General features: G+C 55.9%; 12 protein-coding genes. 4 read left to right on the top strand and 8 right to left on the bottom strand.

Annotation, left to right across the window (positions count from 1 at the left end; genetic code table 11):
- The first annotated feature begins 30 nt into the window (after positions 1 to 30).
- The gene (gene mepK / locus AC13DE_RS19030; RefSeq protein WP_446297342.1) at positions 31 to 576 is read left to right on the top strand and encodes a peptidoglycan L,D-endopeptidase MepK; all 546 of its coding nucleotides are present in this window, start codon (positions 31 to 33) and stop codon (positions 574 to 576) included.
- A gap of 177 nt (positions 577 to 753) precedes the next feature.
- On the opposite strand, the gene AC13DE_RS19025 is transcribed toward mepK, so the two are convergent.
- The 8 genes from AC13DE_RS19025 to AC13DE_RS18990 all read right to left on the bottom strand — a co-directional run bounded on the left by AC13DE_RS19025 (position 754) and on the right by AC13DE_RS18990 (position 10,522).
- Positions 754 to 2,124, bottom strand: a complete 1,371-nt coding sequence (locus tag AC13DE_RS19025; RefSeq protein WP_446313634.1) for an aspartate aminotransferase family protein — start codon at positions 2,122 to 2,124, stop codon at positions 754 to 756.
- Between the two features lie 172 nt (positions 2,125 to 2,296).
- Positions 2,297 to 2,782 (bottom strand): Lrp/AsnC family transcriptional regulator, encoded by a 486-nt coding sequence (locus AC13DE_RS19020; protein WP_483048718.1) that lies wholly within the window; start codon positions 2,780 to 2,782, stop codon positions 2,297 to 2,299.
- A 78-nt stretch (positions 2,783 to 2,860) separates the two neighbouring features.
- Complete coding sequence (locus tag AC13DE_RS19015; protein WP_446297300.1) at positions 2,861 to 4,822, bottom strand: hydantoinase B/oxoprolinase family protein; 1,962 nt, start codon at positions 4,820 to 4,822, stop codon at positions 2,861 to 2,863.
- 3 nt (positions 4,823 to 4,825) lie between these two features.
- Positions 4,826 to 6,853: a hydantoinase/oxoprolinase family protein gene (locus AC13DE_RS19010; protein ID WP_483048717.1), complete on the bottom strand. Its 2,028-nt coding sequence runs from the start codon at positions 6,851 to 6,853 to the stop codon at positions 4,826 to 4,828.
- Between the two features lie 97 nt (positions 6,854 to 6,950).
- Entirely contained in the window at positions 6,951 to 7,916 is a 966-nt protein-coding gene (locus tag AC13DE_RS19005; RefSeq protein ID WP_446297302.1) for an AraC-like ligand-binding domain-containing protein, read from the bottom strand.
- A gap of 119 nt (positions 7,917 to 8,035) precedes the next feature.
- On the bottom strand, positions 8,036 to 8,347 hold the full coding sequence (locus tag AC13DE_RS19000; protein WP_446297303.1) for a cupin domain-containing protein: 312 nt from the start codon (positions 8,345 to 8,347) through the stop codon (positions 8,036 to 8,038).
- A gap of 250 nt (positions 8,348 to 8,597) precedes the next feature.
- Positions 8,598 to 9,512 (bottom strand): AEC family transporter, encoded by a 915-nt coding sequence (locus AC13DE_RS18995; protein WP_483048716.1) that lies wholly within the window; start codon positions 9,510 to 9,512, stop codon positions 8,598 to 8,600.
- Positions 9,513 to 9,619: 107 nt separating this feature from the next.
- Positions 9,620 to 10,522, bottom strand: a complete 903-nt coding sequence (locus tag AC13DE_RS18990) for a LysR family transcriptional regulator (protein ID WP_446313639.1) — start codon at positions 10,520 to 10,522, stop codon at positions 9,620 to 9,622.
- A 129-nt stretch (positions 10,523 to 10,651) separates the two neighbouring features.
- On the opposite strand from AC13DE_RS18990, the gene AC13DE_RS18985 reads away from it, so the two are divergent.
- From AC13DE_RS18985 to AC13DE_RS18975, 3 genes are read left to right on the top strand one after another with little or no spacing between them, the layout of a single operon-like run.
- The gene (locus tag AC13DE_RS18985) at positions 10,652 to 11,431 is read left to right on the top strand and encodes a 5-oxoprolinase subunit PxpA (protein WP_483048715.1); all 780 of its coding nucleotides are present in this window, start codon (positions 10,652 to 10,654) and stop codon (positions 11,429 to 11,431) included.
- A 24-nt stretch (positions 11,432 to 11,455) separates the two neighbouring features.
- Complete coding sequence (locus tag AC13DE_RS18980) at positions 11,456 to 11,692, top strand: acetyl-CoA carboxylase (RefSeq protein WP_483048714.1); 237 nt, start codon at positions 11,456 to 11,458, stop codon at positions 11,690 to 11,692.
- Between the two features lie 3 nt (positions 11,693 to 11,695).
- Complete coding sequence (locus AC13DE_RS18975) at positions 11,696 to 13,063, top strand: acetyl-CoA carboxylase biotin carboxylase subunit (protein ID WP_483048713.1); 1,368 nt, start codon at positions 11,696 to 11,698, stop codon at positions 13,061 to 13,063.
- Positions 13,064 to 13,071: the final 8 nt, after the last annotated feature.

The following is a 13,071-nucleotide window of genomic DNA, read 5'->3' as shown; positions in this document are numbered from 1 at the left end:
CACATTATGACTGGTATGAGTTCTTCGGGGATGACCCGACGCGCACTGTTAGGTGCATTCGCAGCAACAGCGGTAACAGCCGCTCCTACGTTCGCAAATGCAGCTGGTTTCCTGCGAGGCGCAGGCGACATTCGCAGGATCAAGATGTACTCCGGCCGCACCGGCGAACGCATCGACATGATTTACTGGATTGAGGGTAATTATATACCCGATGCTGTAAACGAATTGAACTATTTCATGCGCGACTGGCGTACCGACGGGATCAAGACCATCGATATGCGTACGGTGGACATCATGGCGGCCTCCCATAATCTTTTGGACGTAACCGAACCATACATGCTGTTGTCAGGCTACCGCAGCCCCAAAACCAACGCTATGCTGCGATCAAGATCGCGTGGCGTCGCCAAGAATTCGCTTCACATGCGCGGTCAGGCCGCAGACCTGCGTTTGGGATCACGCTCTGTCAATCAGATGGCAAAGGCCGCGATAGCGTGTAACGGCGGCGGTGTCGGCCGGTATTCCGGTTCCAATTTCGTCCATATGGATTGCGGACAAATCCGCAGCTGGGGTGCCTGAACACTTCGCCATTCCCGCCCGAGTAAAAGCGCCATATGGCGCTTTTTTCGTTTGTACCGCCATCTTGGTTTAGCCGGTAAGGCAATGGGCCGTCCTTGGTGTCTGAACGCTAAAGGGTCAGACACCGAGTTTCATTTGACCCTGCCCCGTTTGGGGGGGCGCGTCGCCCCGCCCCGGTTAATCGAAGGTTTCGCGCACCGCTTCTTCGGTTTTGGCGATCACGATATCGGCTTCTTGCTGGGTAAGACAGAACGGCGGTGCGAACCCCAAGATGTCACCCTGCGGCATGGCCCGCCCGATGACGCCCTTTCCGACCAAGGCAGCCGCAACCTGCGCACCTACCCCCGCCGACGCATCGAAAAACTTTCGCCCGCTTTTTTGTTCGACGAATTCTACCGCCGCCAGCATTCCGACACCACGAATATCGCCGACGTTGGGATGATCGCCAAGTCGTTCAAGCAAGCCCGCGCGCAGGTAGTCCCCTGTCACGGTGTTATTTTCTATCAAGTTCAGTTCATCAATCAGCTTTAGGTTTGCCACACCGGCGGCTGCACCGATCGGGTGCGCCGAATAGGTCCATCCGTGACCCAGCGGTCCGAATTCATCGGTGCCGTCCTCCAAAACCTTCCAGACTTTTTCTGATACAATTGACCCTGACAAAGGCGCATAGGCCGACGTGAGGCCCTTGGCGATGGTGATTAAATCGGGCTCCATCCCGTAATGCGTCGATCCCATCATCGTACCGGTACGGCCAAAGCCGGTGACAACCTCGTCTGCAACCAGAAGAATATCATGCTTTTGCAGGACTTTCTGGATCGCTGGCCAATACCCTTCTGGGGGCGGGACGATACCGCCCGTCCCCAAGACCGGTTCGCCGATGAACGCGGCGATGGTGTCGGGACCTTCGCGTGCGATCAATTCTTCAAGCTTTTGAACGCAATGAGCCGTAAAATCGGCTTCGGTCATGTCCAGATCGTCGCGCCGGAAGTAATATGGTGCCTCAGTGTGAATGACCTGATCCAACGGCAGGTCGAATTTTTTGTGAAACAGCTCCAGCCCGGTCAACGACCCGGTTACCAACCCCGATCCATGGTAACCGCGCCACCGCGAGATGATCTTTTTCTTTTTCGGCCGTCCAAGAATGTTGTTGTAATACCAGATCAACTTGACGTTGGTCTCGTTCGCATCCGACCCTCCCAAGCCGAAATAGACCTTAGACATCGTCGCTGGAGCCCGGTCCATCACCATTTTGGCCAAGGTAATGGACGCTTCGGTGCCGTGACCCACGTAGGCATGGTAATACGCCAGCTCATGGGCCTGCGCAGCAATTGCATCGGCAATTTCCGTGCGCCCGTATCCGACATTCACACAGTACAGCCCGGCGAAGGCATCCAGCAGCTTTTTACCGTCACGGTCCTCGATGTAAACACCCTTGGCGCCGGTGATCACCCGGGTCGGAGTTTCACCGCGCCGGTGTTTTGCCAAGTGGGTGGACGGGTGAAAAAAGTTTTCGCGATCCCATTCGCTCATCTGGTCGTTATGCAGCATGCTGTTCCCTCATATCATGGATGGACGGTCAAAGCTGGCCGCCTCGAAATTGAAAATCGACCCTGTTGCAAGACGGGCCCCTGATCGCGACCATAGCCGTTCGTCAAAGATGATTTATCCGAAGTTCCCTGCGTTTTCGGAATAATCAACACGAATGACCGATAATTCCTTGCTAATCGTCTGATTGTTCAGAAAATAGATGCAGGGGTGCCGCGGGGCTGCGTACGGTTTTCGTGACAATATACGAATAGTAACGCGCAATATCGTCAGAGGCGTCAAGCACGGTTTCCATCAGCTCCTGATAGGCTTCGATGGACGATGCCACCACCTGAACCAGATAATCATACCCTCCACCTATCGCCCAACAACCGATAATTTCAGGGTGCTTGCTGACCGTGTTCTCAAAGGACTGGAACCGCGCGACGGCATGTGAATCCAGTTCGATCGTTACAAATACGGTTACCGTACCCGGAAGCTTGCGCAGATTGATTTCGGCACGGTAACCGGCGATCAGGCCCGACGCCTCGAGGCGGCGCAAACGTTCCCAGCACGGCGAAGGTGAAAGCCCGACCTTTTCCGCCAATGCCGCTTTGGTCATTCGCCCGTCAACAGACAACACGCGTAAGATCCGGAAATCGATGCGGTCAAGTTTCACCATGGCCAACCTATAACCCCGCTGAACATCGTCAGCAACCGACTGCCCGATGATCACAGACACCGCAGATCATGAACACCGTCACGTCCAATGGGCCACCGAGCGCTTTTCGAAACTTTCACGAAATTGCCGGGTCGAATTATGCATCACCTCCCCAGAGCCCCAGTCGAGAATGACCGCGTATTTGCGCACCGCGTCCATTTCGTTGATATCGCCGTTTTGGTACATCTTTGACACGCGATCAGGATCCATCCTGGCCCACCCAACCCGGTGCTCACGGATATACGCGCGGGCTTTTTCCGTCGCGGCATCGTCGATTTCATACTCCAGCATATCCGCGTCGATCACCTTGATCACGACACCATAGTCCAGTTCGGCCCGCTCAACAGAAACATACTCGTCGATCACGTCTTGACGCACCCGTTCTGCATCACGCTCAAGCGGGTCGCCATAACCCCCGCCCCCAGCCGTTGGGCGGGTAAACCTGTCGCCGCTTTTGATCTTGTAATTGGAAAATACCGATCCAAGCCATTTCTCTTCGCCGGTGTCCGCGTGTTTTACCATCAGCCCATGTGGCATGGACGGCAATCCGCCCTCGACGCCCCACACCACGGCCCGTTCGCGGTCGCAGATATAAGACATCACCGTGTTGTCGGCCTCCAGCAACGTAGACGCCTTGATGACACCGGCACCGCCACGCCATTTGCCGGGGCCGGGGCTGTCTTGCTTGATCTGAAATTCGTCCGCGCGGGTCGGGTTCACCCGCTCATTGCCTTCGGACGGCTGCGACATCAGTCCGGTACCGAAACAGGCCGTGGTAACATCGCTGCCGTCTTTACCGTTACGCCCGCCCCAGCCACCGGGCAACCATTCGTAGAACATGTAAATAGGTTTGTCCGGTTTGCGCAGGTCATTCCCGCCGGCCAGCAGGTATTCAAGATTAAACGCACACGCGATGGCGCGATCAGGCATGATCTGCGACCACATTTCGAAAATAGCATTCATGATTTTTTCGAACGGCATCAAGAACCCGGTCACGGCGACGGGCCACTCGGCGCTGACGACGCTGTTCTTGGGGGCCCGTACGTCCACCATACGGTAAAAGCCGCTGTTGAGCGGAAGATCGGGAAAGAAGGTTTTCATACCTGCGACCACAGCCGAAAAGGTCGCGCCATGTGCGGAGTTGTAGATTGACGAGATCGTAGGATGACTGCCCTCGAAATCATATACAATCTGGTCGCCCTTGATCGTCATCTTGATGTGAATCGGGATCATCCCCTCGCCGGCACCGGGATCGCGGTCGATATAGTCCACGGCCTCCCATGTTCCGTCGGGCAAGTCGGCAATCCGTTGACGCACGGCCCGTTCGACATAGTTCTGCACTTCCTCCATGCCCTTGGTCACCTGACCGCGGCCATATTTGCCCACCAAACGCTGAAGCTCACGTTCGGCGACCTGCGTCGCTTGCGCCTGTGAATGGATGTCGCCGATGATAGCCGCAGGGTCGCGTGTGTTGGCGGCAATCATGTTTGCCACATCAGCGCAGAATTTGCCTTTGTGAAACAAGCGGATCGGCGTTATGCGCACGGCTTCGCCAAACATTTCGTGGGCTGCAACGTTGAACGATCCCGGTACCGAACCACCCAGATCAGACCAATGACCATTGGATTGCGAGAATCCGATCAAGGTCTCTTCGTCGAATATCGGTCGGATAAGGCGTACGTCGCTAAAGTGGGTCCCGCCAGCGTAGGGATCATTGATGGCGTATACATCGCCTGGATACATGTCGCCCTTGAACACGCGGATCACGTCCTTGCAGGTGTAGTGAAGCGTCCCGACATGGACGGCGATGTCCGAATTGCCCTGTGCCACGCAGTTACCGTCGGCGTCATGCAGACCGTTTGAAAAATCACGGTTATAGATCACGAACGAATAACAAGTTCTCAGCATTTGCTCTGCCATTTGGTCAACAGAGGTGATGAATGAATTCTTGAGAACCTCGAACGTGACCGGATCAAGGTCCTGATTGGGTGTATTTTTCATGTCTTAGCCCTTCACACGGATAAGAATGTTCAAGTATTTGTCGACAGTTGCTGTGGTATTTGGCGGCACGACAACGGTTGAATCGATTTGCTCGACAATCGCGGGGCCAGAGAATTCAGCGCCCGCCTTGATATCCTGACGATGATAGATTGCAGCGTCGCATTGTTTGCCCTTGAACCAGACCGCACGTTGGCCTGCGGGTTCCGGTACATGTTTGACCACCTCGAACGACGGTAGATTGGCCTTTTGCACAACGCCGATCGCCTTGACCCCGACCCTGAAGATGCTGACCGGAGAATCGTCGCGACGAAAGTTGTATTCGCGCGCGTGTTCCGCGTGAAATCCGTCCACCAAATCTTGGGTGCTGGTAATCTTTGGCGGTGCAGAGACCGACAAGGACCGCCATTGGCCTTGATACATCATTTCAACAAAGCGTTGCAGGACCGTGTCTTCGGGCAACACGCCTTCATGATGCAGACGATCTACCGCTTCTTGTTCGATCTTTGCAAAAGCGGCTTCCAGATCTTGCGCCGTCGTGGTGGACGCATCCGCCATGAAACTATCGGAAAAGTCATGTTGGATATCGACCAGCAAACACCCCATTGCCGAGGTAACCCCAGGATTTGGCGGCACAATCACAACCGGAATGGCCAGCTCTTGCGCGACGGCAGCGCCGTGCAAGGCACCTGCCCCGCCAAAGGCCACAAGCGCGAAATCCCTCGGGTCGTGGCCACGGCTGATGGACAGCAGGCGCACCGCGTTTGCCATGTTGGCATTGGCGACATCGATGATCGCCTCGGCTGCCTCGTGCAGTTCCATCCCGAAAGGCTCTGCCACGGTCTCGCGCACCGCATTTTCCGCAAGCGTCGGGTCCAGCGTGATGTCACCTCCGGCCAAGCTGTGCCCAAGCCGCCCGAGCACGACATTGGCGTCAGTGTTGGTCGCCACTTCGTTTCCGTTGGAATAGCAAGCCGGGCCGGGTTGCGCCCCTGCCGATTGCGGTCCGTTGCGCAACGATCCGCCTTCGTCCCTCCAGGCCAAAGACCCGCCACCGGCCCCGATGGTAAGCACTTCGATGCTGGGAAAGCGGATCGGATAGCCGTATTCGATATACCAATCCTTGGTGACTGTGGATTCACCTTGATAGGTCAGCGAAACATCGGTGCTGGTCCCTCCCATGTCGAACCCGATGGAGTTTTCGTAACCGCACAGATTGCCGATAAAGCGACTTGCGATCGCTCCCGCAGCGATACCCGACCCCGCCAGACGTGCGGCAAAGTCCTTGACGCTGGCTGGCGTCATGACGCCGCCTCCGGAATGCAGCAACAAAAGATCGCGCCGATATCCGCCCTCGGTCAGCTTGTCGCTAAGCCTTGAGACATAATCCACCACGACTGGGGACACGACAGCATTGACCATCGTGGTCGAAAAGCGTTCGTGCTCGAATATCTCGGGCATGATCTCGGACGAGGTGGAAATATGTACGTCAGGCATAACCTCTCGCAGGATTTCGCGTACCCGAATCTCATTGCTGGCGTTGACGTAAGAGTTGATGAAGCACACAGCTATCGCCTTCACGCCGCGCTTTTTCAGTATACCTGCCACGCGCCGCACTTCTTCTTCGTCAAGCGATTGAATTATCTCACCTGCCGCATCGACACGTTCCTTGACCGTCAACCGGTCGCGGCGGGGGATGTAAGGTTTGGCGACGTCCTTGTAAGTGTCCCACAGGTCTTCCTTGTTCGAGCGGCGTATTTCCACAACGTCGCGAAAACCTTCGGTGCAGACCATCGCCGTGCGCGGCAATTTGCGCGTGATCAACGCATTCGTGGCGACCGTGGTCCCGTGCGAGAACAGCGTCACGTCGGCCAGATCTATATTCGCCTGCGAAACGCCGGTCATGATGGCGCGCATGGGATCATCAGGCGTCGACGGTGTCTTTTCAATCCTGATTTCACCGGTTTGTTCGTCCATGATGCAAACATCTGTAAAGGTACCGCCAACATCCACCGCTACTCTTGTCGTTGTCATATGTCGTTCCTAATCTGATTAAACGTGCGGTATGGCCACGAACCGAGGCGTCCGTTGAACCATAAAGGCTTGTATGCACATGGGGATCCGACGGGTGCTATTGACAGCGCGAGGCTACCTGCAACCGTCTTTTCTTGCGTGTGTCTGTCGGGGTGCAACCAAAGCGGTTGCGGTAATGTTTGCAAAACTGCGCATGGTCGTAGAACCCCCACCTGTGCGCGATCTGCGCCATCGTGGATGTATCGTGCAGCATCTCGAGCGTTTCGTGACACCGCGTTAGCCGCTTGTCCCGGATATAGCCCGCGACTGAGCATTCATTTTCGGCAAACAGTCCTTGAAGATACCGTAGTGAAATGCCGCAGGACTCTGCGACCATCAGCGGGCTTAGACCGGGGTCAGCCAGATTGTCGCGGATGAATTGTTCAGCCCGTTGCAGATGTGCGGCACGGATGGTCGAAACGGAGCTGTCAAGGATGCGGTCGTCGCTTCGCATGGAGAGGCACAGCAGATCCAACAGATGCTGTCCGGCCATCTCGCGCGCCGCATTGTTGATGGTGTCAATGCTTTCGATCGTGTTGCGCACCGCCCCGACAAAGTATGACCCAATCCCGGAAGTTGCGTCAAACGTGAGGGCGCTTAGACGTTCCGTGGGGCCGATGCGGGACTGGACGCTGGCAGTGGGCACTTTCAGCACCCAAAGCCTGTTTCGCTGGGTGTGGGAAAATTCATAGGGCATGTCGCCCTGTTCAACCAGAAATCCGCCAGGCCCGCAGCTGGTTTGACGCGACGCCTGATGAAAGTGCACATCGGCACTGTGCGGGATCGTTATCAACAGACTGTTTTCTTTTTCTTCCGCGAAGTGGCTTTTGCTGCGCCGGTACATGACGCTGTCACAGGCCATTTCAGACAGCCCGAGCACACCCAATCCCCATGACTTTAGATGTCCTCTGAAATCTCGTGGGTTCGCACATTCCACGGAAAGCGGAAAATAGGTTTCCGAAATCATCCTAGACCAGACTTTGTTCTTGTCGACGGCGTCGCTATGGTCGGTCGAAACAAGCATCCTTTCCTCCTGTTCGCAGTTCACCGCAAGCGCCGGCCCCTGCGTGTTGGGATCAACCTTACTTTATCCCGCAATCAAAAATAGGCGATTTGCGCACAAATATTTGGTGCAGGCCTCTTCTAGGCTTCCACGAAAAACTCGACTTCGATGAAAGCGAATTCGAAATCGTTGGGACTGGACACGTCATGCTCTACGCCCTGTTTGCCGAAATATGGCACCCCGCTCCTTAGGTCGGACTGGCTGATGTTCCCTTTGGCGTCCCTAATATTCAGTACCCCGTCGTAAAGCGGAACGACCAGATAGTCGTGTTCATGCACGTGCCACCCGGTGTTGTCGTCGCGCTTGGGGAAGCGCCAGCGTGTCACGCGGGCGCGATCGTTTTCGATCAAAACATCTGAAACGGCAGATCCCGTACCTGTCGACGTACACATTGTTGATCCTTTCCATACCGAAGATTGTTCTTGCCGCGAACACGATCAGCATCCGTGCCAGCGTTGGTCTGACGACGCCGTCAGCGTTCAAGTTACCACCATGCTAGCCAACCGATTTGAATTCGTCGAATGATTTGGCACACACATCCCATTGTATCCCGAACCACCGCGGTCCCGGATGAATTCGAACGATAGGCGGTAGCCCTCGCCAACGAAGCCTGCTTGTGCCGTTTCGCAGTGTCAGCGCAGCTTAGGCAACCAGCGAAATTACCACGGGCAACGTGACTGCGGAAAAGAGTGTTCCGTACAGAACAGCACGCGCGGAGAGCGCAACGCTGATACCTTCTGCGCGGGCCATGACATAGACATTCGCAGCCGGAGGCAAAGCACCCATAATGATTGCCGTGGCGACCCAGATCGGATCAAACCCCGACACCAGCATAAAGGCCAATGCCACCGCAAGCGGGTGGATGATCAGTTTAACCGCAAGGCATGCCCCAAGCCTGGTCTCCACATGACCACCCCTGTTTCGGGCCAGGGTTAACCCGAGTGAAAACAGAGCCGCAGGTGCTGCGGCATGCTGAAAACCGGTTAGCGGAGTGTCGATAAATTTGGGCAGCGGCCAGCCTGTCGAAGCAAATAAAAGTGCCGCGATAGTGGCAAGGATGAATGGATGAGTGATAACTTTGCGCATTGATTGCCACAAACGAGCAGATCCGCCGGTACCGTCGCCGATCATCATCGGCCAGATGGTAAAAATTAGAAGCACGTCGGCACAGAATACGAACGCGGCAGGCGCACCCGCCGCGGGACCCAGCACCGCCACCGTCAACGCCGGGCCCATGTAGCCGATGTTCGAATAGCTGGCGGCCAAACCGAACACCGCGCGATGATCCCCGGCTTGATTGCCCCGCCCGATAAACCAACCGATCACGAACATCATGCCCGTCATCGTGGTGGTCACGGCAAGAAAGCCGACCAGGCTTTCCGCACCCGGTGGTACCGTCCGGACCGACTGAAACAGCAGCGCAGGCAACGCCAGATAAAAGACGAAGGCATCCAGCCAGCGCTGTTGATCAGCACCGTGGCGCAGCAGAATCTGAGCGATAACACCCGACAATATATAAATAAAAAACGGCGCAATCAGGCCCAGACCGACAATCACGGAACCGTCCGCAAGCAGCTTGATCTGGCAGGTTCACAAAATTTACGCCGATTGTTCATGGCTTAATTCTATCGTTGATGCGGCGTTGCCGTACAAGGCCGGACCGACTAAAACTGCAACTTGGGTGACAGAAATGCAGAATAGAAGTACGATTTCAGAGCCTTCATAGCCGGAGTAACTGCGGTGGCACGATTGAAAGCCAAGCCCACATCCATCGTCGGAATTTCCACATCGGTCGGCACGGTCTCTATTCTTCGCCCCTCAAGCGACCAGGGACGATATACCATGTCCGAAAGAATAGTGACCCCCTGATCGTTGGCCACGATCGAGCGGACGGCCTCGACCGACGAAGTGCGCAGCTTGATGTTGGGATGGGCGTTGTGGCTGTTCCAGTATTTCATGCTTGAATGCGCCGCTTCGTCCACGGTCAGCATGACGTAGGGTTCTTCAGCAATCCTATGCAGCGATACCTCTCCGCCTTGGCAAAACACATGACCCGTCGGCACCCATACCCGCCGTGGCGATTTCAGCAGCGTTAGGGTCTCGATCCCCTCGCGCTGGATGTTGGAGGTAAGAGCGACTGCCATGTCGATCTGGTTGTGCAGCAACTGTTCTTCGATATTCTGACGGTTCAATTCGACGATCTGGATGTCGATATGCGGGTATAGCTGCGCCATCCGTCCCAGATGAAACGGCAGGAAATATCCAAGGACGGTATAGGTCGCCGCCACCTTCAGTGTTCCACTAATGTCCGAAGTGCCGCGCCGTATCTGATATGCCGCATCAACCTTCTCGAGGATGTCCCGCGCAACCTGAAGAAACTCGCGGCCGGCCTTGGTCAATTCCATTCCCTGTGCCCGCCGTTCAAACAGCGTCACCCCCAATATCGCTTCGAGTTCGCGCACCGATCCGGTGACAGAGGACTGCGAAATTGATAATAACCGGGCTGCCCGGCTGACCTGCCCTGTATCCGCCGTGGCAACAAAGTACTTCAAGTGCTTGAAATTCATACGTTACCTTCCAATGTGCATCGAGTTCAGGCATTATCTATAAAACTAATAATGCATCAATGAAAAAATGAAATATCAATTTTGCTCTGGCATGCGATGGTGGCCCCATACCAGCAAAAGGATGCAATCATGAAAGAGATCGTCGATCTGAATTGCGACATGGGTGAAGGTTTTGGTCAGTGGGTGCTTGGTGACGCCCCGGACCAAGAGATTATGAAAATCATCAGTTCCGCCAATATCGCGGCGGGCTTTCATGCGGGTGACCCCAACTCAATGGACCGCGTCGTCAAACTGGCTCAGGCGCATGGCGTCGGGCTTGGGGCGCATCCCGGCTATGCAGATCTTCAAGGTTTCGGACGCCGGTTTATCAAGACCGACACGAACGAGCTCATCAACGATATCATCTACCAGATCGGGGCCATACGCGAGTTCGGAAGGCGCTATGGTGCCCCGCTTCAGCACGTAAAATTGCACGGTGCGCTTTATATGGAGGCGGCGGTAAACGACGAATTATCGCAGATGCTGGTTGATACGTTGCAGGATACCAGTTCTGACTCGTTGTTGTTTTGCATGGGAGTCTCCAAAACCTACGAGGCTGCCAAACGGGCCGGGCACCCTGTGATCCGCGAATTCTATGCCGATCGCGAATACGACAACTCGGGTTCAATCGTATTTCGACGTCAGGTCGGGCGCCCCGACCCGGCGCAGATTGCCGCCAAATGCGTAAAAGCCTGCAAGACCGGCAAGGTCACCACCGTCGAGGGCGATGACATAGACATCGCTTTTGAATCAATCTGCTTTCATTCTGACACACCAGGTGCCCTGACGATGGGACAGGCTATTCGCGCTGGCCTTCAGGATGCCGGAATTCGCATCGCCTCAGCGGCGGAAGTCGCGAAAACACTTTGATCAATCTTCAACCAGGAGACCAACATGACACAGGTTCTTTCCCCCGTCCCCGGCACATTTTACACGCAGGCCGCACCGGGCGAGCCGCAGTTCAAGCAACCAGGAGATTCCGTCGCGGCGGGCGATGTCATTGGTTTGATCGAGGTGATGAAAACCTTCATCGAGGTCAAAGCCGAAACCTCGGGCACCTTCAAGGAATTTCTCGCCGAGGACGGTGCGGCGATCAACGCGGGTCAACCGCTTGCAGAGCTTGAGGGCTGAGGGATGTCAATCAAACGCATGCTGATTGCCAATCGGGGTGAAATCGCGGTGCGGATCATTCGCGCGGCCAAGGCGATGGGTATACACACCATCCAAGCGCACTCTGAAGCTGACGTCGACATGCTGGCTGTGCGGCTGGCGGATGAGGCCGTTTGCATCGGGCCTGCTCAGGCGGCGCAGTCTTATCTGGACATCGAAGCGGTGGTCGCGGCCGCCAAGGCGACCAAAGCGGATGCGGTTCACCCCGGTTACGGCTTTATGGCAGAGAACGCCGAATTCGTACGCGCACTGGATGCCGCTGGCATCACCTTTGTCGGGCCTTCCGCCGACGTTATCGACCGAATGGGCGACAAGGTGGCGGCAAGACAGGCCGCAGAGGCAGCCGGGGTACCGGTGGTTCCGGGTTCAAAGGGTCGCCTAGACACAGTGGAAGACGCCGTCAACGTCGCCGCGAAACTGGGATACCCGGTGATGATCAAGGCGGCTGCTGGCGGTGGAGGCAAGGGTATTCGCATCGCCGATACCGAGGCGGACCTGCGCAAGATGGCACCCCAGGCGCAGGCCGAGGCCAAGGCGTCTTTCGGCGACGGCGGTCTGTACCTTGAACGCGCGATCAGTTCACCACGCCATATCGAGGTGCAGATCATGGGCGATGGTACGGATGCGGTTCACTACTTTGAACGTGAATGCTCTATGCAGCGCCGTCGCCAGAAAGTCTGGGAAGAAGCAGGTGCCACGTGCCTTGACCAGGAAACCCGCGCCCATTTGTGCGCTACTGCGGTCGCGCTTGCCAAGGCTGTCAACTATGTGGGCGCGGGGACGCTTGAGTATCTTTACGACAGTCAGACCAAAGAGTTCTTTTTCATAGAAATGAACACCCGCATTCAGGTCGAACACCCCGTTACGGAAATGTTGACCGACACGGATCTGGTGCAGGAAATGATCCACGTCGCAGGTGGCGGCAAACTTCGCAAGTCCCAGTCCGACATCACCCGCAACGGACACTCGATTGAAGTGCGGCTCAATGCCGAAGACCCGCTGATGCAGTTTCTGCCATCGCCCGGGAAAATCGGCACGTTGCGCGTACCAGAGGGTGAAGGCATCCGTTTTGACCACTTTTTGTACGAAGGGTATCAGGTTCCGCCATTCTACGACTCCCTTCTGGGCAAACTGATCGTCCACGCCGAAAACCGTGAAGCGGCGATCGACCTGATGATATCGGCCCTCAACGGGCTGGAGATCGGCGGCATCAAGACAACGAAACCACTTCATCTGGCATTGGCCCACGACGCTTCTGTACGTGCAGACGACTTTCATACGCAGTGGCTGGAGCCTTGGCTGGCCGCAGGCAATCTAAAACAAACCCCTTAACCAAAGGA

The sequence above is a fragment of the Sulfitobacter sp. L-8 genome, from assembly GCF_056859255.1.
The sequence above is the reverse complement of the archived record's forward strand: the minus strand, read 5'-3'. Positions and strand labels throughout refer to the sequence as shown.